Genomic DNA, 22,866 nt, shown 5'->3' with positions numbered 1-22,866 from the left:
GCATGAAGCGAGACCTACTATCGGTTGCGGCGCTGCTTTGCGCACTGGCAGCCGCACCGGAGGCTCTGGCGCAGGACGCGATCCAGGCGCCGGCGCAGAAGCCGATCGGCGGCAGCGCCAAGACGCAGATCGAGCCGTCGCTGATCGTCATGAACGCCGCCGGAGCCAAGCTGGAGGGCAGCAAGCTGACCTTGATCGGCGCAGCGCCCAACGCGATCATCTTCGCCGACCGCCCGGTGCGCGCCGCCGGCCATGCGCTGACCGCCCACCTGCTCGAGGAATGGGCCACCGGATCGGACAGCTTCGCCAAGGATCCGCCGAACGCCACCGTCTCGGTATTCGACGAGGACGGCTCCAAGGTCAAGGACGCCGTGGTGACGCTCCTCTCCCCGAAGGCCGATGGCGCCAACATCGTCTTCGACGTTGCCGTGCTGGAAGGGGACCTCGGCAACGCGGCCGGTCCGGCCTCGGTGTTCATCGACATCATCGGTATGCCGCTGACGCCGCTGTCCTTTGCTGGCGTAGCGCGGCGGACGGCCTATCGCGGCGCGTTCTACGCCGGCGCCGCGGCAGGTGCCGCCTACCGCTATCCGCCGGCATACGCGCCGTACCCAGTCTATCCGCCCTATCCCTATTACCCGCCCTATCGTCCCTACTGATTGAAGGAGCCACGATCATGGATATCACACGCCGCACCGCGACCCTGCTGGGCGCCGGCCTGCTCGGATCCGCGGCGATCTCGCCCGCCTTCGCACTGGACGGCCCGCTCTCCGACGTCATCGCCGGCCGCGAGGACTTCTGGACGGGCGTCGACGCCTACATCTACGGCTATCCGCTGGTGACGATGGAGATGACGCGTCGCGTCGTCACGAACGTGGTGGAGGCCAAGGGTACGCGCGCCCCGATGGGCCATCTCATCAAGCTCCGGCAATATCCGGATGCCTCGTTCACCGACGTGACGGCGCCGAATGCGGACACGCTCTACACGACGGCGTTCGTCGACGTTGGCGCGGAGCCCTGGGTGTTCGAATTCCCGGACATGGGCGATCGGTACTTCCTGTTTCCGATGCTCGACGGCTGGACCAATGTCTTCCAGGTGCCGGGCTCGCGCACGACCGGCGAGAAGGGGCTGACCTTCGCCATCACCGGCCCCGGCTGGTCCGGCACGCTGCCGGACGGCGTGGTCGAGTACAAGTCACCGACCAACATCGTCTGGCTGCTCGGCCGCATCTATTGCGAGGGGACGCCGGAGGACTATGCCGCCGTCCACAAGATCCAGGACGCCTGCAAGCTGCAGCCGCTCTCGACCTGGGGCAAGCCGTACACGCCGCCGGCCGGAAAGGTGGATCCGTCGATCGACATGAAGACGGCGGTGCGCGAGCAGGTCAACAGCATGTCCGCCACGGAGTATTTCACGCTCCTGTGCGAGCTCATGAAGACCAACCCGCCTTCTGCCGCCGATGCGCCCGCAGTCGAGAAGTTCGCCTCCATCGGCATCGTGCCGGGGCAGGATTTCGACAAGTCGAAGTTCGACCCGCTCTTCGAGAAGCGGCTGCCGGATCTCGCTTTTGACCGGGTGATGCTGCACTTCAAGTTCAGCGACGGCGACGTGCAGAGCGTCAATGGCTGGGGCTTCACCACCAAGACCGGGCTCTACGGCACCAACTACATCCAGCGTGCCCTGGTCACGGCGATCGGCCTCGGCGCCAACCGCCCGCAGGACGCGGTCTATCCGACCTCGCTCAAGGGCGGCGGCGGCATGATCTCGCGCAGCTACAATGGCAGCGAGGACTATGTCGTGAAGTTCAAGAAGGGCCAGCTGCCGCCCGTGAAGGGCTTCTGGTCCATTACGATGTACAATGAGAAGTACTTCTTCGTCGAAAATCCGATCAACCGCTATTCGATCAGCGCGCGACAGGATCTCAAGGCCAATGCCGACGGCTCCGTCGATATCCTTATCCAGCACAAGTCGCCGGGCAAGGACAAGGAGTCCAACTGGCTGCCGGCCCCGAAGGACAAGTTCTACCTGATGATGCGCCTCTACTGGCCGGACGAGAACGATCCGTCGATCCTGAACGGCAGCTGGATCATTCCGCCGGTCGTGAAGAGCTGACGTCGGCAAACCATCGGAGAGCAGCAAATGATCCGATCCCTTCTCATGGTCGGTGTCGTGCTGGCGCTCGGCGCTCCAGCGGCCATGGCCCAGACGGCGACGCCGTTGCTCGCCTATGCCGACGAGAACGGCTTCCTGGATGTGCAGGCGCTGACCTGTGCCCAGCTTGCCGGGACCTATCAGCAGGACGCCGATGCGCTGACCGCTTGGTATGGCGGCTGGTACAACGGCCTCGCCAAGAAGCACTTCTACGATGTCAAGAAGAGCAAGGAGGCCGAGCACGAGGTCATCGTCTACTGCAAGGCGCATCTCGACAAGAAGATCATCGACGCGATCGCCGTCGTCTTCAAGGATGAGCGCGCCAAGCTCGGCATCGACATGAACTGACGCTACCGGCGGGCGCCCCCGAAATGTCGCGGGCGCCCGCCGACCCTCCTTCTGCTGGAAAAGCCATGGACTCCCCCACTCTGTCCCATCTGTCGCAGGTCATGCTGCACGCCACGGCGCCCGCCTTCCTGCTCGGCGCGACGGCGTCGTTCGTGGGCCTGCTGGTCGGACGGTTCAACGTTCTCATCGACCGCAGCCGGTCGATCCACGGCATTTCCGACGACGACGAGCTTCGCAAGGTGCTCAAATCGGACATTCCGAGGTTACGGTCTCGCGTCCGGCTGCTGCATCGGGCGATCTCGCTGGCGATCGCCAGTTCGCTCTGCACCACGCTGCTGATCGTCTGGAGCTTCGCGGCCGCGTTTCTCGACCAGGATCACCAGGTCGGCGCGGCCCTGTTCTTCATCGTTGCCATGGCCCTGTTCGTTGGCGCCTTGCTCTTCCTCGCCCGTGAAATCTCGATCGGCCTGAACGACATCGACCACCTGCCGTGATCGGCGCCTTGCCGTCGCAATGAGCCGGGTGTGCCAAGATGAGCGTCAACGGCACCGTGATCTGGAGCCGCGGCGGCGTCTGCTACCAGCCCTATCAGGGGCGCCATGTCGTGGCCTGCATCGACTGAGCAAGGGGCCGGGTAGCTCGACATCGCGCAGGCCACTTGCCTGGCATGCGATGTCGGGATCCGGCTTGATCAGCATGCAGTTCGGCTGCGGCGAGGGCGCGAACGCAACTGCGATTGGGACGGAGCACCTCACCCCTCGGCCCTTGCCGCCGCGCAATAGCGTGAATGCACCCGCATCCAGAGCGGCGAGACAATGGCCACGTTGCCCAATGCAATATAGCAGCACGCTTGGCGCACCTACAGACTGCTCTCTGTTTGGCGCCTTCCCGGCGGGCGCAATTTAAACCCGCCAAATTGTAGATTTGGCGGGGCCGCTTCATTCCCGCTCGGCCCGCGATGATGTAACTATGGGTTGCGTGCTGCACCGCCTGGAGAACAGCGATCGCGATGCGGAGTTGGTTTGCTTCGTCGGACAAAGGGCTGGCTGACGCATCAGCTGATCTCGGGCCCCACGCTCCGACCGATGTCGAGATACCACCGGAGGCAATTCGGGATGCGCTTGCCCGAATTCTCAAAGGCGAGACATTCGACGCGCCCTCCCGGTCCCGTCGCTTTCTCAGCTATGTCGTCGAAGAGACGCTGGCCGGGCGGGCCGACCGGATCAAGGCCTTCTCCATCGCTACGGACGTGTTCGGCCGGGGCGCGGATTTCGACTCGCACGCCGATCCGATCGTGCGGCTGGAGGCCGTCCGCCTGCGTCGCGCGATGGAGCAGTATTACGAGAGGGCCGGGACCAACGACCCGGTCGTGATCTCGATCCCCAAGGGCGGGTATGTTCCTGCGTTTGCCTGGCAAGTGCTCGTCCCTCCGGTCGAAGCTCTTGAGACCGACCGGCCGCCGCGATGGATTGTTGGCCTGGTAGCTGTGGTCTGCGTAGGGCTGACTGTGTCGCTGGCGCTCCTGCTCGAGGCCGCTGGCTGGTCGCCATGGCCAAGGGCGATCTCGACGCCAGCCGTGCCGCGCCTGCTGGTTCGACCGATCGACGACGTGTCCTCCTCGCCGGCCGCGTCCGCCCTTGCTAACGGACTGACGCCGGAAATCCTCGGCCAGATGGCGAAATTCCGCGACATCGTCACCGTGGAAGGCGAGCGCGACAATCCCAATGCGCACGGCGCGCGCTATGTCCTGCTGGGCGGCGTCAGTCTGGCAGGAAGCAGACTACGTCTCCAGGCCCGGCTGCTCGATGCAGAAGATGCCAGCGTCCTCTGGGCACACACCTACGATGTGAACTACGACCCCAGGCAGCGGATTGCACTCGAAGAGCAGTTGGCACGGGAAATTGCCACCGAACTCGGCCAGCCCTACGGGGTGATATACAAGGCCGATGCGGGACGCAGCGGGTCGGACACGAGCGGGGACTGGGAATCCTATTCCTGCACGCTTTCCTATTTTATCTACCGTGCCAATCTCGACGCTCGCTCCCACCCGCGCGTCCGCCAGTGTCTGGAGAAGACGGTGGCACGCTTCCCGGACTATGCCACCGCCTGGGCTCTTCTCGCCCAGACCTATCTCGATGAGCTCCGTTTCCGGTTTCCGGTCGAGGCCGCGACGGCACCAGCTTCTCTCGAAAAGGCTACCGCCGCCGCCAAGCGCGCCGTCGAGCTTGACCCTCGAAACGTCCGCGCCCTGCAAGCCAAGATGCTGGCTCTTTATTTCGACGGGCAGGTAGAATCGGCGCTGGCCATTGGCGAACAGGCGATGGCCACCAACCCGAACGACACCGAACTAATGGGGGAATACGGACTTCGGGTGGCGGATTCCGGCCAGTGGTCGCGTGGCTGCGCCCTCGTGGCGCAGGCACGCGAGCGCAATCCAGGGCCGCTTGGCTATTATGAAGTGATCCTGTCCATCTGCTCCTACATCGAGCGGGACTACGCCGCCGCGACGATGTGGATCCGGCGGGCGGCCGTCGTGGACAATCCTGCCTATCATCTCATCGCAGCGGCGGTCTTTGCCGAGGCCGCCTATCCGGTCGATGCCGAAGCCGAACGGAAATGGCTGATGGCCCATGCGCCAGAGTTCGTAACGAATGTCCGGACCTGGGTGGGGCTGCGCAACGTTCCGGAAGTGGATCGCAATCGTTTCTTGACGTCCCTGAGCAAGGCTGGATTGCAATTTTGAACTCAGGGGCAGCGTCCGATGATACTCCTTCCCCACGATGCGGCGGGCGCCGCCTCACCGCATCTCGATGCTAATCGCTCGTTCATCACCGTCGAGAAGGGTGAGCGCGAACCGTGAGGGACGTGCTTGTGATGATGGCGCGCCCGGCTGAGCATGTAGCCACCCGGGAAGGTGATGACGCGACAGGGCTGCGTGGTGCCAGCACGGCGGTCCCGCGTTAGCCGGGCAGGCTTGGACGAAGGCAGGCATGGTATTGCCGCCGGTGGGCGTCCATGGCGGCGCAGCGCGGCGCCATGGAACTTTTCGGATACCGCCGGCTCCCGCCGCGCCCTACTGCGGCGCGAGTGATTCCAGCTGTTTCAGGCGATTGAGCGCCGCTTCCTGCCGCAACAGCCCGTAATTGATGCCGCTCGCGTTCAGCGAGCTGCCTTCCTGGTAGGGGAACTCCGTGAAGTCGGCGAAGAACTCCTTGATCTTCCCCTGCACCGGCACCAGCAGCCACATGTTGCGCGCCAGGAATTCGGTGGCGCCGCCGCCTTCCTTCATGCCCCGTTCATAGGGATCCATGCGGAGATTGGCGATATTTGCCCAGGCCGGGACCTCGCGCGTCGCGGTGGCGATGTTGCCTTCGCTCGAGACCGCGAAGGAGAGCTTCCAGTCGTTCCAGCGCAGCGCGTTCAGATTGCCACCCTGGTCGAAGTAGAACATCGTATCGCGCGGCGGCTCCTTCGCTTCGCCCTTCAGCAGTTCGGTCAGGTCGTAGCCGTCGAGATGGACCTTGAACGTCTTCGAACCGGCCTGGAAGCCCTTCTTCATCTGCTCCTTGATGTCGGGAATGCCGGCGGCGGTAGCAAACGTCGGCATCCAGTCGATCAGCGCCACGGGGTCGTTGATCTGCGTGCCGGGCTTTACGACGCCCGGCCAACGCACCATCATCGGGATGCGGAAACCGCCTTCCCATGTCGTGCCCTTCTCGCCGTGGAACATCGTCATGGCGCCATCGGGCCACAGCGCGATCTCGGCGCCGTTGTCGGTCGTGTAGACGACGATGGTGTCCTCGGTGATGCCGAGATCGTCGAGCTGCTTCAGCAGTTCGCCGACCATGCCGTCATGCTCGACCATGCCGTCGGCATGGATGCCCTTGCCGGTCTTGCCGAGCGATTCCTTCTTCAGATGCGTGAAGACGTGCATGCGGGTGGCGTTGAACCAGACGAAGAACGGCTTGTCGGCCTTGTGCTGGCGGTCGATGAAGTCCTTCGCAGCGGTCAGGAACTCCTCGTCGACGGTCTCCATGCGCTTGGTGTTGAGCGGGCCCGTGTCCTCGATCTTGCCATCGGCGAAGGAATGGATGACGCCGCGCGGACCGAACTTCTTCCGGAATTCCGGATCCTTCGGGTAGAAGTAGCCCTCCGGCTCCTCCTCGGCGTTGAGGTGGTAGAGGTTGCCGAAGAACTCGTCGAAGCCGTGATTGGTCGGCAGATGCTGGTCCTGGTCGCCGAGATGGTTCTTGCCAAACTGGCCGGTGGCATAGCCCTTGGTCTTCAGCACGTCGGCGATCGTCGGCATCCAGTCCTGGATGCCGTGCGGATCGCCCGGCATGCCGATGGTGAGCAGGCCGGTGCGGAACGGCTCCTGGCCGAGGATGAAGGAGGCGCGGCCGGCGGTGCAGCTCTGCTGGCCGTAGGAATCGGTGAAGATCGCGCCTTCGCTGGCGATCCGGTCGATGTTCGGCGTGCGGTAGCCCATCAGGCCCATCGTGTAGGCGCTGATCTGCGGAATGCCGATGTCATCGCCGAAGATGACGAGGATGTTCGGCATCTTGCCGGACGGGGCCGGCGCGTCCTGCGCGCGCGCCGCGGCCGGCATGGCGGTCGCCGCGGCGCCGGCGGCGAGCGCCGAGGTTGCGATCAGCGCCGTCGTTCCGGTCAATAGCGACCGCCTGCTGACGCCGTGGTCGGTCTGGTCGGGGGCAATCGGTCGATCGGTCATGTCATTCTCCCGGTGTGGCTGAGGAAAGAGGACATCTCCCTGTGCGGGTCTCCTCGCGGGCCGCTTGGCGGGTCCTTCGAAGGATATCGCTCGGTCAGGAATCGGGCGGGGGCGTTCGGGATGGGATGAGGCTGTCGCAGGGCGCGCCAGGGCGTAACGCATGCCGGCCGCGAGGGGCGGCGGCCGGGGAAGAGTACGATGCAGGCTGCTTCGTCATCACGAATTCTCCGGCGGATGGCGGAGCGGGTGTGATCTGCGGCAACGAAAAGCAAGGCCCCGGCCGAAGGTCGGGGAGATGTAGAATTCTGGAGTGGACGCTAGGTCAGTCCGGAGGCAAATCTGTCCGCTTACTGCTTTCGAGTCAATTCCGTTTCGTAACCGTCTGAATTGATCGGCAGTCCTGTCGTGAGCGGATTGTTTGCCGGGATGGATTGCTTGGGCTACCGGAATATCGGCTTTCCGGTCTGTCGTATTCGCAGGCAGGGTTGCGGCCGATCAATATTTCTTGAAACGGCAATGTTTGCGATGTCGTGGTTTCCACTCGGGCAGGTCGCGCAAGGCGGCTCCAAGGAAAACGCCCCGGAGCTTGCGGCTCAGGGGCGTTTCACATCCAGGTTTCAGAGGCGGCGAGCGCCCTAGAAGTTATGGCTGGCCTTCAGGCCGAAGGCGTTCTCGGTCGAGGTCTGACCGAAATTGCCGTCGTAGAAGGCGCGGATGGTGTTGCCGTTCTCGAACAGGACGTCGACGCCGGCCGAGGTGTTCCACAGCAGCCGGTCGCTGCTGCTGGTGATCGTGAAGTCGCCGGCATCGGGCGTGACGGTCGCGAAACGTGCCGTCAGGTCGTAGCTGTCGTTGGAGAACACGGTGACGCCACCCCGGACATAGGGGCGGATCATCGTGCCGCCGGTCGTCACCACCTGCCCGCCGACCTCGATGGACGGCGCCGCGCTGAAGACGGTGCGCGAGACGCTGTCGACCGACATAGCCGCGACGCCGCCCGTCTCGGTGAACGCCGACTGGTAGAGATAGGTGGCGTTGCCTTCGATCTGCGGACGGACATAGACCTTGTCGTTGCCGAAGTCGTAGGCGGCGCGCAGGCGGCCGTTCAGCGAGCCGGCTTCCGGCTTGCTGGTCAGGTCGTTGTAGAAGTCGCCGAAGGCGACGAAGCGCTCGGAATCGTACCAGCCATAGCTGCCGGACGCCGAGGCGGCGAGCGTCAGCGGACCCGGCACGTACTTCAGCACCACGCCGCCTTCGACCTGCTTGCCGTCGCTGGTCGAGCCGTCGGCACCGTTGGACTTGGACGTGCTGGCCGCGAAGGCGAAGCCCAGGCGGTAGTGGTCCTTGACGGCATATTGCGCGCCGCCGGCGAGTTCCCAGGTGTCGCGGGTGAAGCCGGACGTGTCGAAGGTGCTGTCGCGGTCGAAGGTGCGGTAGCCGATGCGGCCCCAGGCGCATTCGCCTTCGGCATTGAACACATAGGCGCCGTCCCGGACCTTACAGCTCATCAGGCTGTTGGCGAAGCCGAGCGAGTTGTAGGTCGCCATCAGCTGTTCGTTCAGATGATCGGCCGGCGTCAGCTGGTTGTAGGCTTCGTTGACCGCCTCGATCGAGGTGAGGTTCAGCAGCGACAACGCGATCGGATCGAGCGCGCCGACATTGCCGATCACCTGGTTCAGGTAGCTGCCGAAGGCGCGCCCGTTCTCGTTCAGTCCGTCGACGAGATACTCGTAGCCCGCAACCGTCAGATCGAGGTGGTCTTCATTGACGTTGTCGATGGCATACTGGACCAGCGGGTTGGAGACCAGCAGCGCGCTGGTGGTCACCGTGTCGGCCGTCAGCACCGTGAAGGTCTGGTCGAACTGGCCGAGCGAGGTGAAGTGCAGGCCGAGCGTGCCTGAAAGGCTCGCGGTGCCCGAGACGTCCAGCCGGTCGGCCGTCGAGCCGGCGAGGTCGATGTCGAGCAGCAGCGTGCCGGTGGAGCCGTTGACGAACGAGCCGGTGAGCGCGGTCGTTGCGACCTGGCCCACTTCGCCGACCGAGACGCTGCCATCGTTCGTCAGCGTGTTGCCGGCGCCAAGATGGACGGTATCGCCCATGTTGAAGACGCCGTCCTCGCCGTTGAGGAAGCTGTTCGACCAGTCGCTGAGCACGACATTGCCGGTGATCGTGCCATTGTTGACGATCGACGTATTGTTGTCGTTCGCCAGGATGGCGAGGCCGTTGATGCCGTCGGCGCTGTCGATCGTGCCGGCGTTGACGAGGCTGTTTTCGTAGCCGCCGTCGAAATGCACGGCCGCGAAGCCGGCGCCGCCGGTCACCCGGCCGCCGTCGACCGTCACCGACTGGTCGCCATAGCTGACGAGGTGGATGGCGTCCTGGTGGGCGGAGATGTCGCCGTCGACGGTGACATCGATGTCGGCATTGGCGGTTTCCGCGTAAATGCCGTCATAGTTGGCCGCCGTGATATCGCCGGTATGCTCGATCGTGATCGCGCCGTCATCGCTGCTGTTGACGGCGTTGATGCCATAGCCGTCGGCGAGGATGTCGCCGGTGCTGGTGATGGTGATGGCGCCGAGGGCCGAGGTGGCGATGATGCCGCTGCCCTTGTTGGCGGTGACATTGCCCGTCTGGGTGACCTGGACCGCGGTGAGGCCCTCGTTCTTGGCGACGATGCCGTCCAGATCGGCGAGGATCGCGCCATTGCCGATGACCGTCACGGCGCCGGTCGTCGACGAGGCGACGATGCCGGTGCCGGTATTGGCGGTGATGGCGCCGGCGGTCACGCTCACCGACGCGTCGCCCTCGTTCGTCGCGACGATGCCGTCGAGTTCGGCGATCAGCGAACCGATCGTGGTCACCTTCACCTCGCCCGTGGAGGAGGAGGCGACGATGCCGGTGCCCGTGTTGGAGGTGAGGCTGCCGTCCTGGTAGACCGTGACCTTGCCCGAGCCGATATTGGTGGCGTCGATGCCGTCGAGTTCGGCGGTCAGGGTTCCCGTGTTCGACACCGACAGCTCGCCATTTGCGGAGCTCACGACGATGCCGGTACCCTTGTAGGCCGTGAGGTTGCCGACCTGCGTGACCGAGATCTTGGCGTTGCCCTCGTTGGTCGCGACGATGCCGTCGACATCGGCAGTGAGAACGCCCTCGCTCGTCACGGCGATCTCGCCGTCGGTCGACGAGGCGATGATGCCCGTGCCCTTGTAGGCGGTGATGTTGCCGCTGCGCTCGATGGTGATCTTGCCGTAGCCCTCATTGCCCGTGACGATGCCGTTCAGCTCGGCCGTGATGTCGCCTTCGCCGGTGACGTTGACTGCGCCGGTGGCGGACCAGGCCGTGATGCCCGACTTCGAATAGGAGGTCAGTTCGCCGTTCTGCTCGACCGAGACCGCGTTGTTACCGAGGCTGCTGGCCTTGATGCCTTCCAGCTTGCTCGTCACGGCGCCGTTGTTGGTCACCTTGACGATGCCGGCCGCCGACGAGGCCAGGATGCCGGCGCCGTCATAGGAGGTGACGCCGCCGCTGGTGATCTCGACCTTCTGTCCGCTCAGGTTCGTGGCGGTGATGCCGTCGAGCTTGGCGGTGACGGCTCCCGTCGAAACCGTGACGGCGCCGGACGGCGTATAGGCGTCGATGCCCTTGCCGGCATTGGAGAGGACGGTGCCGGTCTGGACGACGGTGACGTTGCCCGAGCCGGTCTTGGCATGGATGCCGGTGGTCTTGCTTTCGATCGCGCCGGACGAGGTGATCGAGACGTTGCCGGAGCCGGAGCTCGCCCAGATGCCGGCGCCGTTGGAGGCGGTGATCGCCCCGGTCTGGTCGATCGTGTTGCCATAGCTCGAGGTCGACTTGATGCCGTCCTGGTAGGCGGTGATCGTGCCGGAATTGGTGATCGAGGCGCTGCTGCCCGTGGCGTCGACCACGATGCCCGAGCCGCTCCACGATTCGATCGCGCCCGACGTGCGGTCGATGGTGACGCCGCCGCTGGCCGTCATCGAGATCGCGTCGCCCTTCGACGTGATGCTGCCGGCGCCGGTCAGGGTTGCCGTGCTGGCGCCCGACGTGGCGAGGATGCCCTTGCCGTTATAGGCGGTCACGTCGCCCGTCTGCGTGATGCTGACGGAGCTGCCGCCCGACTTGGCGGTGACGGCATCCAGCTCGGCCGTGACCGTGCCGGTCTTGGTGATCTGGACGCTGCCATTGCCGGAGGCGGCGTAGATGCCCTTGCCTCCATAGGACGTCAGCGCGCCCGTCTGGCTGACGGTGACGGATGCGCTGCCGCTTTCGGCATAGATGCCGAAGCCCTGCGCTTCCAGCGTGCCGGTGTTGGTGACCGAGACCGTGCTGTTCGGCGCCTTGGCGACGATGCCGTCGCCGTCGCGGGCGGTGAGCGTGCCGCCGAAGTGCTCGACGATGACGTTGGATTCGCTGCTGTTGGCGTAGATGCCGGTGCCGCCGGCATCGACGGCGCCGTTCACCGAGACGTCGACCGTGCCGAGCGCGTCGGCATAGACGCCATAGCCCTCGTCCGCGGTCACGCTGCCGGTCTGGTCGAGCGTAAGCCCGTAACCGGAGGCATGGCCCTCGAGATGGATGGCGTCGACCTTGCCGCGCACGTCGCCGGTGACGGTCGCGGTGACCTCGCCATTGGCCGTTGCGTAGATGCCGTGCTGGCCGTCGCCCTCGACGTCGCCGGTATGGGTGAGCTCGACGTCGCCGCTCTCATAGCTCTGCAGGACGATGCCGCCGCCGGCCGCCAGGATGTCGCCATTCGTAATCGACGTGATCCCGCCATTGGTCGAGGCGGTGATGCCGTCGCCGCCGGTGGAGGTGACGTCGCCGGTGACGTCGATCGAGATCGCGCCGTTCGTCGTGCTGTGCAGCTTGACGGCGTCGAGGCCGCCCGAAATGTTGCCATGCGCCGTCAGCGTGATGGCGCCGTCCGTCTCGGCCCAGACTCCGAAGCCGTCGGTCGAGCTGACATTGCCGGAGTGGTCGATCGCGATCGCGCCGACATCGTCGTCTTCGTAGCTCTGCGCCTTGATGCCGTCCGCGCCTTCGCCGCTGACGACGATCTCGTGCGTCCCGGTGTTGCTGTTGATCGTCACCGCGCCGTTCGAGATGAAGCGGATGCCCGAATTGCCGTCGTCCCAGGTGATGTCGGCGTCGGGTTCCGTCAGGTTGAGCGTGTGGACTTCGCTCGTCTCGTCGATGCTGATCGGGTCCGGCAGAGCGCCGCTGCAGGTCATCGTCCCGTCGTCGGTCGTGCATGCGGCGAAGGCCGGCGCGCCCATGGCGAGAAGGATCGCACCCGCGGCCGAACCGCCGAGCAGCGCCCGGCGCCATGCCGCCGTCGAGCGTTGCGTGGCGGCGCGTTGCGGCAAGCCCGGTCCCGTCGAACGGAACGGAGCTGCCAATCGGCCGCTTCCTCCTACTTCTGCAAAATCTGACACGTCGTCCCCCGGCTTTTCATAATCTCTGGAAATTGGATGGCACCGGCGTAGGGCGCGCCGCGCCCCTCCGGCTCAGTCGTGCCGCGCGAAGCGGCGAGGCTTCCGCCTCCAGTCCGTCTCGAAATCCTGCCCTGCGGGATCGCGGTCATGGGCGCGCTCCCCGCAATTGCTCGACGAGCAGGCCCAGCGCCGCGTCCCTTTCGGCGGCGGTCGCGCGCGCCGTGCGGGGTTGGGCGATCGCGCGCGGGCGCGTCTCGGCCGTCGCCGTGCTGTTGCTCTGGCTGGCGATGGCGCCGCCGATGAAATCGTCCTGCGACAGCTTCGGCGCCACGTTCATCGGCGCCAGCATGATCAGCGCGAACAGGGCGGGCGCCGCGAAGATGCGCGCCGGGCGCAGGCCAAGCCAGCCGAGGCCGTGCACCGCGCGCGCCATGCTGCCGGCAGCCGCGTTCGATGCGGCCGCAAGGCGCGTCCTGATCGCCAGCGCCAGGTCTGCGAGGCCGTTGCGGAAGCCGATCAGGCGATGCAGGCCGTAGCCATAGAGCGTGACGTTGACGGCCGGCACGATGGCGCCGAGATAGTCTCCGGCGATCAGGCCATCGGCGACGTAGCGCAGCATCAGCGCCAGCATGAAGCTGTTGAACAGGAAGCAGTAGGGCGGGATGAAGGTGCGGTCGGCGACCTTTGGCGTGCGCGAGAAGCTGCCCTTCCGCCCGGTGATCATCTGGCGGATCGAGGCGAGGATGCCGGCGAAGGTGACCGGCAGCAGCATCAGGTTGAGCGCACAGACGGCGAACAGGTCCCGGAAGCGATAGCCGAGCCGGCGCAGGTCGCTGCCGTAGAGCAGGAAATAGGGCAGCATCACCAGCGGCGTCCAGACCAGCGCCCGTCCGTCCGCGCTGGCCCAGATCATCAGCGCGAACACCGCTGCGTTGCCGATCAGCGGCGACAGCAGGTAGTTGGTGCGCAGCACCAGCTCGGGAATTCGGCGCATCCGGCCGCGATTGCCGAAATATTGCCGCAGCAGCATCGGGAAGATGATCAGTCCGCCATTGCTCCAGCGCTTGCGCTGGATCGCGAGGGCGCCGAAATCGGCCGGGGTGGCGCTGTAGGCGAGCGGGGCGAAGTAGTTGTGCACCGTCCAGCCTGCCTCGAGCAGGTCGATGGTCGAGCCGGTGTCCTCGATCACCGTCTCGTCCTGGATGAAGACCTTGCAGGTCTTGCCGGCCTCCTGCTGCTCGCGGGCGATCTGCTGCAGCGCCGTGGTGCGGATCAGCGCATTGGCGCCGACCCAGTAGGACGCGTTGAAGAAGGTCGCGCCCTGGTGGATGAGGTACTGGATGTCGGTGGTGGCGCCGGCGATGCGTTCGACCGGCGTCAGGCCCTTCGGGAAGGTCAGGTAGGGGGTCTGCGCGACGCCGGCCTTTTGATTCTGGTTCAGAAGGTGGACGAGTTGCAGCATGTAGTCGCCGAGGATGACGCTGTCGGCGTCGAGCGTCAGCACGAAGTCGGCGCCCGGGATCTCGATCGGATCGCGCGCGCCGGCCGCTGCCGGCTCCAGCGCCACGCCGCCGCCGGCGCGGCGCATCGCATAGCGGCCGCCCATCATGCCGATATAGGCGTTGAGGTTCATCGCCTTGTTCGGCGCGTGCGAGAGATTGGCGAAGGTCTTGCGCTGGAAGCTGCTGATGTCGGTGCAGAACAGGTCGGCGAGGATATCGTATTCGCGGTCGATCATCTCGACCGGCAGCAGCGCGTCCGACAGTTCGGCGCCCCGCGCCCGGTAGTGGCGGGCGAGATCCAGAACGATGCGGTCGATAAAGAATCGGTCGACATGCCGGAAGGCGGGGCTGATCTCGGCCTCGAACGAGCGCGCAAGCCGCTCCAGCCATCCCGCGACATAGTCATAGCTGCGCTTCAGCCGCCAGGTTTCGGTCGCGAGATTGACGCCGCCAGCGGCCTGGCGTCGATGCCAGGCCTTCGCCTCGTTGCGCAGCGCGCCCATCGGCGCGTCGAGCAGGGCATGCACCTCGTCGACCGCCGACAGCGTCGCCTCCACCGAGGCGTCGTCGCCCGGCGGATCGTCGACGAGCAGGACGAGCCTGCGGTTCGAATAGCGCGCCAGCGCCGCCGACAGCATCGTCATGATGATGACGCGCCGTTCCTCGCGATAGCTCGGGATCAGCACGGCGACGCTCGGTGCGTCGGGCCGCAGCAGATAGGCGACCTCGCTCTCGGCGAAGGCGCGGTGGCGCTGCGCTCGCCTGGCCGCACCATACCGGCTCAGCTGGTAGGACAGGCTGCAATAGAAGAGTCCGAGCAGCAGGCCGCAATAGAGCGTCCGGTCGACCCAGTGCATGTCGTCGATGACGTACAGAAAAATCGTCAGCCCGCCGACGGCGCCGAGCGAGCATGCCATGACGACGAGCACGAAGAACGGCTCGAGCGCCCCGGCACGGGCTGCGGTCGTCGACCAGGAAGCGGGCAGGCGCGGCATCGGCATTGCGGCGGTTTCGGCAAGTCTCGAGAAGCAGGGTGTCGGGCTGGCGACGACGCGCCGAGGCGGGGAGCAGCTCAGGCGGTCGAGGCGGGTCGATACGGGCTGGACGCCGAAGGCGGGTGCCCGCGCAGCACGCGCGCGGCATCGGGCGGGCGCGGCCGCGATGCGGCGGCGATCCTCCGTCGCATGTCCTTGCTGTTCGGTAATGCGGAATAGTCGAATTCGGGCGAGGTGAGGTAATCGGTGATGCTAAGGCGGCCAGACAATGACTCCGCCAGCAAGTCCGCCGCTTTGCGCGCGGCTATTTCGCTACACCCGTCCTGCAACTTGGCGCCCCCCGGCGTGCCAATATTTCAGACTCTTAATTAGCCATAGCAAAACAGTACGATGGCTTAGATGGTTCAATAACTTAATAAGAATCTACTGACCGAAGACTGCGTACACGCCCGTTCCACATTACGCAACGGACCTCCCTGCGGTTGCAGGCGGCTGTGATGAAATTGCCACGAAATTTGGTTGATTTTCCCCAGCGACGAGCGCTTGTCAGCATGACGGAACGGAGGCTACCAATGTCGCGATCCGCAGGGGGCAGGATGAATTCGCGCCATCGCGGTTGAAAGAAACGATCTCGTCCCGGCCAAGGAAGGTTCCGGCGCGGCGGATCGATACCAGGGGGCTCGGTTCACGGAATGCGTTTCAACAAGCTCGGATATCGCGCGGCGCTGCGCGCTTTCGCCGGCGGTCTGGTCATCGCGGCCTCGATCGTCGGCGCCAGGGCCGGCCTCATCGAGGAAGGCGACAAGGCGCTGGCGGCGCAGAATTATGAACGTGCCATGGCGCTCTATCGGCAGGCGGCCGACAAGGGCGACGTGTGGGGCCAGGTCAATCTCGGCAAGATGTACGAGAACGGCTCCGGCGTTCCGCAGAACCAGAAACTGGCGGCGAGTTGGTACGCCAAAGCGGCCGATCGCGGCAATGACTGGGCGCAGAACAGTCTCGGCTCGCTCTACGAGAACGGGACCGGCGTGCCGAAGGACGTCGCAAAGGCGGCGGCGCTCTACAGGAAGTCGGCCGCCAAGGGCAATAACTGGGCGCTATACAATCTGGCGCGCTGCCAGGCCGAGGGCATCGGCATGGCGGCCAATGCCTCGGATTCGCTGAAGAATTATCGCAAGGCGGCCGAGCTCGGCAATTCCTGGGCGCAGTATGCGCTGGCCGAGAAATACGCGACCGGCGCTGGCGTGGCGCCCAGCTATCCGATGGCGATCGGCTGGTACAAGAAATCGGCGGACCAGGGCAATGCCTGGAGCCAGTTCAAGCTCGGCGAATACTATGCGAAGGGTGTCGGCGTCGTGCAGAGCGATGCGACGGCTGCGAAATACTACAAGCTTTCGGCCGAGCAGGGGAACCATCTGGCGCAGGCGAGCTATGGCCTGGCCCTGGAGACCGGCAAGGGCTTGAAGCGCTGGAACAAGAAGGAGGCCGCGCATTACTACAAGCTCGCGCTGGCCAATCCCGGCGCGCCCGATTGGGTCAAGCAGCGTCTGGCGGCGCTGGGCGGCGCGCCGTAGCGGAGGCGTCGCGACAGGCAAGTCGAGGCCGCCGCCCGCCGGCGCGGGGGCGGTGTCGTTTCACGCGGGCCGGGCCGCGCGTCTCGTCAAAGCGACTGGGCTGCGCCGGCCAGGTCCCGGAGCGACCCCGATGCTACGCGCGGCCTCTCAGCCATGCGCCGCCGAAGCCGCCTGAAGCCGGGTCAACTCGCGCTTGTAGGCGGCGTCCGCGGTCGCCTGGCTGATCTTGCCCTGGTCAACCTGCATCGCCAGCGACAGCCGCAGGCCCTGCTGTCGCCGCAGCAGCTCCCGGTCGGGGAACTCGGACGCGAACTGGTTTTCCGCGGCGTTGATGCAGCGCGCCCGCTCGGCTCGTGTCTTGAGGGTGTGGTTGTCATAGCTGGTCTGGCAGGCCTGGTAGGCCTGCTGCAGTCCCGAGCTCGGCCCGGTTGCGGGGCCGGTCGCGGTATGGGTTGTGCTGCAACCCGCGACAAAACCGAGCAACGCCAGAATTGCAATGCGCATTTCGATCGCCTCCCGTTTTGCGCAGCATCTCGCAGCTTTGCGCGCGAGTCGAGTATCGTTTCCGTAACGTAAAGGTGATCGACAAGGCGCAGCTTCTTGTCGGCGCTTCCGTTTTCCCGGGCTTCCGCTTTCTGGGGCTTCCGTCGGGAGATGAGGCGTCTTGTCCGGGCGTTTCGATCGAGGCTTCCCCAAATTCGCCGCGTGCCCGATACTGTGCAACGAAGCGTTGTGCGGAATGCGAGGTACCTTCGATGCGTCACTCCTGGCCGAGAACGGGGCTCGTCGCCCTGGCGGCAATTCTGGCCGCCGGCACCCTGGCGGGGACGGCAGGGACGGGGGGCTGGCTGATCCCGCAGGCCGAGGCGCAGAGCAAGCTGCAGAGCCTGATCGAGCGGTTGCGCGGCAACACGCTGCCGAAGGGCATCGCCCAGTCGAACGGCCGCATCGAGGGCCAGGAGATCGACGTCTCCAGCAAGTATCCGGGCCGTCTCGCCTCGGTCGACGTGAAGGAGGGGGACACCGTCGAGGCGGGCCAGGTTCTCGCCCGCGTCGATGACCGCGAATACCGAGCCCAGCTGCTCGGCGCCCAGGCGCAGGTGCTGCGGGCCGAGAGCGCGCTGAGCGAGGCGGACGCCCAGATCGCGCAGCGCGACAGCGATCGCCAGCTTGCGCAGGCGAGCTTCGACCGCATCGACGCGCTGTTCAAGAAGGGCCACGCGACGGCGCAGATGCGCGACGAGGCGCAGAACAAGCTGAACGTCGCCAATGCCGCCTACCAGGCGATGGTGGCCGCGCGCGCCCAGGCCGAAAGCTCGATCAAGGCGGCCGAGGCGGATGTTTCGCGCCTCAACGCCATCATCGAGGACATGGTGCTGGTGGCGCCGCGGCGCGGCCGCGTGCAGTACGAACTCGCCCGCGCCGGCGAGGTGGTGGGCGCCGGCACGCGCGTGTTGACGCTGCTCGATCTCTCCGACATCTCGATGTCGATCTACCTGCCGGCCAAGGACGTCGCCGGCATCGCCATCGGCGACGAGGCGCGCATCATTCTCGATCCGATCCCGGACTACGTCATTCCCGCCACCGTCACCTTCGTCTCCGGCGAGGCGCAGTTCACGCCGAAGACGGTCGAGACCAAGGACGAGCGCGAGAAGCTGATGTTCCGCGTCAAGCTGCAGATCCCGCGCGCCCTGGTCCAGAAATATGAGAGCCAGGTCAAGGTTGGCGTGCGTGGCGTCGGCTTCGTGCGCACCTCGGTGGATGCCGACTGGCCGGATAGTCTCAAGGTCAATGTCCCGCAATGACGGAACCCGTCGCGCGTCTCGAGGGCGTCAGCCATCGCTATGGCAAGCGGCTGGCCGTCGATGATCTGACGCTCGCCATTCCCGCCGGCTGCATGGCCGGGCTGATCGGCCCCGACGGTGTCGGCAAGTCGACCGTGCTCGGCCTGCTCGCCGGCGTGCGCAAGCTGCAGGCCGGCCGTGTCGAGACGCTCGGCGGTGACATGGCGGAAAAGCGCGTGCGCGACGTCGCCTCGCCGCGCATCGCCTACATGCCGCAGGGGCTCGGGCGGAATCTCTACCCGACGCTCACCGTCTTCGAGAATCTAGACTTCTTCGCCCGGCTGTTCGGCCAGGGCGCTGCCGAGCGGCAGGAGCGCATCCACGATCTCCTGACCGCCACCGGGCTCGACCCGTTCCCGGATCGTCCGGCCGGCAAGCTCTCTGGCGGCATGAAGCAGAAGCTGAGCCTCTGCTGCGCGCTGATCCACGATCCCGATTTCCTCATCCTCGACGAGCCGACCACCGGCGTCGACCCACTGTCTCGCCAGCAGTTCTGGGACCTGATCGACTCGATCCGTGCCCGCCGGCCGCAGATGAGCGTCATCGTCGCCACCGCCTATATGGAGGAGGCCGAGCGCTTCGACTGGCTGGCGGCGATGGACGACGGCAAGGTCATCGCCGAGGGGACGCCGGACGAGGTCCGGGCGAAGGCCGGCAAGGACACGCTGGAGGAGGCCTTCATCGCGCTGCTGCCGGAAGAGAAGCGCCTCGGCTACCAGAGCGTCGTCGTGCCGCCGCGCGTGATGGAGCCCGACGAGGTCCCGGCGATCGAGGCGGAGGGCCTGACCTGCCGCTTCGGCGATTTCACGGCTGTCGACAATGTCTCCTTCCGCATCTCCAAGGGCGAGATCTTCGGCTTCCTCGGCTCGAATGGCTGCGGCAAGTCGACGACGATGAAGATGCTGACCGGCCTGATCACCCCGACCGAGGGCTGGACCAAGCTGTTCGGCCAGTCGCTCGCTGGCAACGACATGGAGATCAAGCAGCACGTCGGCTACATGTCGCAGTCCTTCTCGCTCTATACCGAGCTGACGGTGCGGCAGAACCTCGAGCTGCACGCGAATCTGTTCCATATCCCGGCCGCCGAGATCGGGCCGCGCATCGGCGAGATGCTCGACACCTATGATCTTCGCGATGTCGCCGATCAGCTGCCCGACAATCTGCCGCTCGGCATGCGGCAGCGCCTGCAGCTTGCCGTCGCGGTCATCCATCGGCCGTCGATCCTGATCCTCGACGAGCCGACCTCCGGCGTCGATCCGGTGGCGCGCGATTCCTTCTGGCGCACGCTGGTGACGCTCGCGCGCGAGCATGGCGTCACGATCTTCATCTCTACCCATTTCATGAACGAGGCGGCGCGCTGCGACCGCATCTCGCTCATGCATGCCGGCAAGGTGTTCGCCGTCGGCGCGCCGCAGGAACTCGCCGAGCAGCGCGGCAAGGCGACGCTGGAGGAGGCATTCGTCTCCTATCTGAAGGAGGCGTCCGGCATTCCCGAGGAGGCGCCGGTCGCGACCGAGGCGGAGACCGCCGCGCTCGAGGCGGCGACGACTTCCCCGCACGCCGCCGCGACCCGGCCGCGTCGCTTCGATCCCGGCCGCCTCTGGGCCTATGCGCGCCGCGAGACGATGGAACTGCTGCGCGACAAGATCCGTCTCGGCTTCGCGCTGTTGGGCCCTGTCCTGCTGATGATCACCTTCGGCTATGGCATCTCCTTCGACGTCGAGAATCTGAGCTTCGCCGTCTACGACCAGGACAGGACCCCGGAGAGCCGTCAGTTGATGGAGAACTTCTCCGCATCGCGCTATTTCAGCGAACAGCCGGAAATCACCTCCGAGAGCGACCTGCAGGACCGGTTGAAGAGCGGCGAGGTCAATATCGCGATCGAGATTCCATCCGGCTTCGGGCGCGACCTCCGGGGCAGCCGCCAGCCCGAGGTGGCGGTGACGGTCGATGGCAGCATGCCCTTCCGCGCCGAGACCGCGCGCGGCTACGTCACCGGCCTCGCCGCCGAATATGCCGCCGAGGTCGCCGCGCAGACGGGCCAGTCGGTGCCGGACGTCTCGGTCGAGACGCGGTTCCGCTACAATCAGGCCTTCAAGAGCGTCAACGCCATGGTGCCGAGCGTGATCATGCTGATGCTGGTGCTGATCCCGGCGATCATGTCGGCGATCGGCATCGTGCGCGAGAAGGAGACCGGCTCGATCGCCAACTTCTACTCGACGCCGATCAGCAAGGCCGAATTTCTGCTCGGCAAGCAATTGCCCTATATCGGCGTCGCGCTGGTGAGCGCGGTGGTGCTCTTCCTGCTGACGCTGTTCCTGTTCCAGCTGCCGTTGAAGGGCTCGCTCAGCCTGTTCGCGGTAGCGACGCTGCTCTATGTCACGGCGACGACGGGCTTCGGCCAGCTCGTCTCCACCTTCACCCGTTCGCAGGTGGCGGCGGTGGTGGCGACCGCGATCATCTCGATCATCCCGGCGGTCAATTTCTCGGGCCTGATCATCCCGGTCTCGTCGTTGACGGGCGGCGGCCGCGCCTTCGGCCTTTCCTTCCCCCCGGCCTGGTATCAGCCGATCAGCGTCGGCACCTTCACCAAGGGGCTCGGCTGGGCCGATCTCTGGCTCAACGTGCTGGTCCTCGCCGGTTTCGGCGTCCTGTTCTTCGTTGCTTCCCTGCTCCTGCTGCGCAAACAGGACACCTGATGATGAAGAAGTTCTTCCGCTGGTGTTCCGGCCTCTTCCAGCTCTTCATCAAGGAACTCCGCAGCATCAAGGCGGATCCGATCATGCTGGTTCTGGTGCTCTACACCTTCACGCTGGCCGTCTATTCGGTTTCGAGCAGCGCCTCGACCGAGTTGAAGAACCTCGCCGTGGCCGTCGTCGACGAGGATGATTCGCAGTTGTCGCGCCGGATCCTGGGGGCGCTGCAGCCGCCGATCTTCCAGGAGGCGGTGAAGATTTCGCCGCGCGACGTCGATACGGCCCTGAACGAGGGCCGCTTTGTTTTCGTGCTCGACATCCCGCCGAATTTCGAGCGCGACGTGCGGTCGAACCGCGCCGCCGAGCTCCAGGTCGAGATCGACGCCACCGCCATGGCCTTTGCCGGCAATGGCGTGGTGGCGTTGCAGAACGTCATCGCCAACGAGATCTCGGAATTCCGCTATGGCGGCGGCATCGAGGCGACGGCGCCGGTCAGGCTGGTGATGCGCAATGCCTTCAATCCGAACCTGAACTCGGTCTGGTTCGGCGCGCTGATGCAGGTGATGAACAATGTCACGATGCTGACGCTGATCCTGTCCGGCGCGGCGCTGATCCGTGAGCGCGAGCGCGGCACGGTCGAGCATCTGCTCGTCATGCCGGTCGGGGCCGGCCAGATCGTGCTCGCCAAGATCCTGGCGAATGGCCTGATCATCGTCGCCGCGGCGACCCTGTCGCTGATCTTCGTCGTGCAGATGCTGCTCGGCGTGCCGATCCAGGGCTCGATCGGCCTGTTCCTGCTCGGGACGACGATCTACACGCTCTCGATCGCCTCGATGGGAATCCTGGTCGCTACCTTCTCGACCTCGATGGCGCAGTTCGGCCTGCTGGCGATCCCCGTCCTGATCGTGCTGAACCTGCTGTCCGGCAGCGCGACGCCGCTGGAGAGCATGCCGGTATGGCTGCGCTACACGATGCAGGCGCTGACGACGACGCCGCATTTCGTGTCGTTCACCCAGGCGGTGCTGTTCCGGGGCGGCGGTTTCCCTCTCGTCTGGCAGTACCTGTTGATATTCCTGGCCTTTGGCGGCGCCTATTTCTTCGTGTCGCTCGCCCGCTTCCGCAGCGCCGTCCTGAAGGGATAGCGCCGGCTGCCTCGGCCGCCGGCGCCCGCGTCCAGCCTCAGGGCAGGGCGGCGACCGCCGTGATCTCGATCTTGTAGTCGGGATCGGCGAGCGCAATGCCGCCGGTGGCGCGGGCCGGCGGGTTGGCCGGGTCGATCCAGGCGTCCCAGACGCTGTTCATGGCGGCAAAATCGGCGATGTCGGCCAGCCAGATCGTGACCGAGAGCAGGCGCGATTTGTCGGTGCCGGAGAGCGCGAGCACGCGGTCCATCTCGGCCAGCGCGCCGCGCGTCTGGGTGATGATGTCGGCGCCCGGCTGCCCGACCTGGCCGGCGACATGCACGACGCCGTCATGGGTAGCGGTCTCGCACCAGCGCGCCGCCGGCTCCAGTCTCGAAATCTCCACGAAATCGCTCCTTCGTAACGTGCGGGCGGTGCGTCCTCGC

General features: G+C 65.7%; 14 protein-coding genes. 9 read left to right on the top strand and 5 right to left on the bottom strand.

Annotated elements, in window-relative coordinates:
• Positions 1-2: 2 nt before the first annotated feature.
• The 5 genes from OSH07_RS21150 (at position 3) to OSH07_RS21130 (ending at position 5,243) form a co-directional block, all read left to right on the top strand.
• Positions 3-659, top strand: a complete 657-nt coding sequence (locus OSH07_RS21150) for a hypothetical protein (RefSeq protein WP_266340681.1) — start codon at positions 3-5, stop codon at positions 657-659.
• Positions 660-676: 17 nt separating this feature from the next.
• Positions 677-2,113 (top strand): DUF1254 domain-containing protein, encoded by a 1,437-nt coding sequence (locus tag OSH07_RS21145; protein ID WP_266340680.1) that lies wholly within the window; start codon positions 677-679, stop codon positions 2,111-2,113.
• A gap of 27 nt (positions 2,114-2,140) precedes the next feature.
• On the top strand, positions 2,141-2,500 hold the full coding sequence (locus OSH07_RS21140; RefSeq protein WP_266340679.1) for an HdeA/HdeB family chaperone: 360 nt from the start codon (positions 2,141-2,143) through the stop codon (positions 2,498-2,500).
• A 65-nt stretch (positions 2,501-2,565) separates the two neighbouring features.
• Positions 2,566-2,994: a DUF2721 domain-containing protein gene (locus tag OSH07_RS21135; protein ID WP_266340678.1), complete on the top strand. Its 429-nt coding sequence runs from the start codon at positions 2,566-2,568 to the stop codon at positions 2,992-2,994.
• Positions 2,995-3,509: 515 nt separating this feature from the next.
• Positions 3,510-5,243 carry a hypothetical protein gene (locus OSH07_RS21130; protein WP_266340677.1) on the top strand — a complete coding sequence of 578 codons (1,734 nt, stop codon included), beginning with the start codon at positions 3,510-3,512 and terminating at the stop codon, positions 5,241-5,243.
• Between the two features lie 330 nt (positions 5,244-5,573).
• On the opposite strand, the gene OSH07_RS21125 is transcribed toward OSH07_RS21130, so the two are convergent.
• From OSH07_RS21125 to OSH07_RS21115, 3 genes are all read right to left on the bottom strand, one after another.
• Entirely contained in the window at positions 5,574-7,232 is a 1,659-nt protein-coding gene (locus OSH07_RS21125) for an arylsulfatase (protein WP_266340676.1), read from the bottom strand.
• Between the two features lie 635 nt (positions 7,233-7,867).
• Positions 7,868-12,652, bottom strand: coding sequence for an autotransporter domain-containing protein (locus tag OSH07_RS21120; protein ID WP_266340675.1), 4,785 nt, complete (start codon positions 12,650-12,652; stop codon positions 7,868-7,870).
• 181 nt (positions 12,653-12,833) lie between these two features.
• A complete protein-coding gene (locus OSH07_RS21115) occupies positions 12,834-15,191 on the bottom strand; it encodes a glycosyltransferase family 2 protein (RefSeq protein ID WP_266340674.1) in 2,358 nt (785 codons plus the stop codon).
• Positions 15,192-15,877: 686 nt separating this feature from the next.
• Here OSH07_RS21115 and OSH07_RS21110 point away from each other — a divergent pair.
• A complete protein-coding gene (locus OSH07_RS21110; protein WP_266340673.1) occupies positions 15,878-16,759 on the top strand; it encodes a tetratricopeptide repeat protein in 882 nt (293 codons plus the stop codon).
• Positions 16,760-16,906: 147 nt separating this feature from the next.
• Here OSH07_RS21110 and OSH07_RS21105 read toward each other — a convergent pair whose 3' ends face one another.
• Positions 16,907-17,263, bottom strand: coding sequence for a hypothetical protein (locus tag OSH07_RS21105; RefSeq protein ID WP_266340672.1), 357 nt, complete (start codon positions 17,261-17,263; stop codon positions 16,907-16,909).
• Positions 17,264-17,514: 251 nt separating this feature from the next.
• On the opposite strand from OSH07_RS21105, the gene OSH07_RS21100 reads away from it, so the two are divergent.
• From OSH07_RS21100 to OSH07_RS21090, 3 genes are read left to right on the top strand one after another with little or no spacing between them, the layout of a single operon-like run.
• Positions 17,515-18,564 carry an HlyD family secretion protein gene (locus OSH07_RS21100; RefSeq protein ID WP_266340671.1) on the top strand — a complete coding sequence of 350 codons (1,050 nt, stop codon included), beginning with the start codon at positions 17,515-17,517 and terminating at the stop codon, positions 18,562-18,564.
• On the top strand, positions 18,561-21,302 hold the full coding sequence (rbbA, locus tag OSH07_RS21095) for a ribosome-associated ATPase/putative transporter RbbA (protein WP_266340670.1): 2,742 nt from the start codon (positions 18,561-18,563) through the stop codon (positions 21,300-21,302). Before OSH07_RS21100 ends, rbbA begins: the two co-directional genes overlap by 4 nt.
• On the top strand, positions 21,302-22,441 hold the full coding sequence (locus OSH07_RS21090) for an ABC transporter permease (protein ID WP_336798909.1): 1,140 nt from the start codon (positions 21,302-21,304) through the stop codon (positions 22,439-22,441). The genes rbbA and OSH07_RS21090 overlap by 1 nt, the downstream gene beginning before the upstream one ends.
• A gap of 37 nt (positions 22,442-22,478) precedes the next feature.
• Here OSH07_RS21090 and OSH07_RS21085 read toward each other — a convergent pair whose 3' ends face one another.
• Positions 22,479-22,826 carry a RidA family protein gene (locus OSH07_RS21085; RefSeq protein ID WP_420909663.1) on the bottom strand — a complete coding sequence of 116 codons (348 nt, stop codon included), beginning with the start codon at positions 22,824-22,826 and terminating at the stop codon, positions 22,479-22,481.
• Positions 22,827-22,866: the final 40 nt, after the last annotated feature.

This window comes from Kaistia nematophila (assembly GCF_026343855.1).
GTDB classification, from domain to species: domain Bacteria; phylum Pseudomonadota; class Alphaproteobacteria; order Rhizobiales; family Kaistiaceae; genus Kaistia; species Kaistia nematophila.
The sequence above is the reverse complement of the archived record's forward strand: the minus strand, read 5'-3'. Positions and strand labels throughout refer to the sequence as shown.

Bases quoted from the DNA above. Each gene is read 5' to 3' on its own strand.
- OSH07_RS21150 (WP_266340681.1), top strand. From the start codon at position 3: ATGAAGCGAGACCTACTATCGGTTGCGGCGCTGCTTTGCGCACTGGCA.
- OSH07_RS21145 (WP_266340680.1), top strand. From the start codon at position 677: ATGGATATCACACGCCGCACCGCGACCCTGCTGGGCGCCGGCCTGCTC.
- OSH07_RS21140 (WP_266340679.1), top strand. From the start codon at position 2,141: ATGATCCGATCCCTTCTCATGGTCGGTGTCGTGCTGGCGCTCGGCGCT.
- OSH07_RS21135 (WP_266340678.1), top strand. From the start codon at position 2,566: ATGGACTCCCCCACTCTGTCCCATCTGTCGCAGGTCATGCTGCACGCC.
- OSH07_RS21130 (WP_266340677.1), top strand. From the start codon at position 3,510: ATGCGGAGTTGGTTTGCTTCGTCGGACAAAGGGCTGGCTGACGCATCA.
- OSH07_RS21125 (WP_266340676.1), bottom strand. From the start codon at position 7,232: ATGACCGATCGACCGATTGCCCCCGACCAGACCGACCACGGCGTCAGC.
- OSH07_RS21115 (WP_266340674.1), bottom strand. From the start codon at position 15,191: ATGCCGATGCCGCGCCTGCCCGCTTCCTGGTCGACGACCGCAGCCCGT.
- OSH07_RS21110 (WP_266340673.1), top strand. From the start codon at position 15,878: ATGCGTTTCAACAAGCTCGGATATCGCGCGGCGCTGCGCGCTTTCGCC.
- OSH07_RS21105 (WP_266340672.1), bottom strand. From the start codon at position 17,263: ATGCGCATTGCAATTCTGGCGTTGCTCGGTTTTGTCGCGGGTTGCAGC.
- OSH07_RS21100 (WP_266340671.1), top strand. From the start codon at position 17,515: ATGCGTCACTCCTGGCCGAGAACGGGGCTCGTCGCCCTGGCGGCAATT.
- rbbA (WP_266340670.1), top strand. From the start codon at position 18,561: ATGACGGAACCCGTCGCGCGTCTCGAGGGCGTCAGCCATCGCTATGGC.
- OSH07_RS21090 (WP_336798909.1), top strand. From the start codon at position 21,302: ATGATGAAGAAGTTCTTCCGCTGGTGTTCCGGCCTCTTCCAGCTCTTC.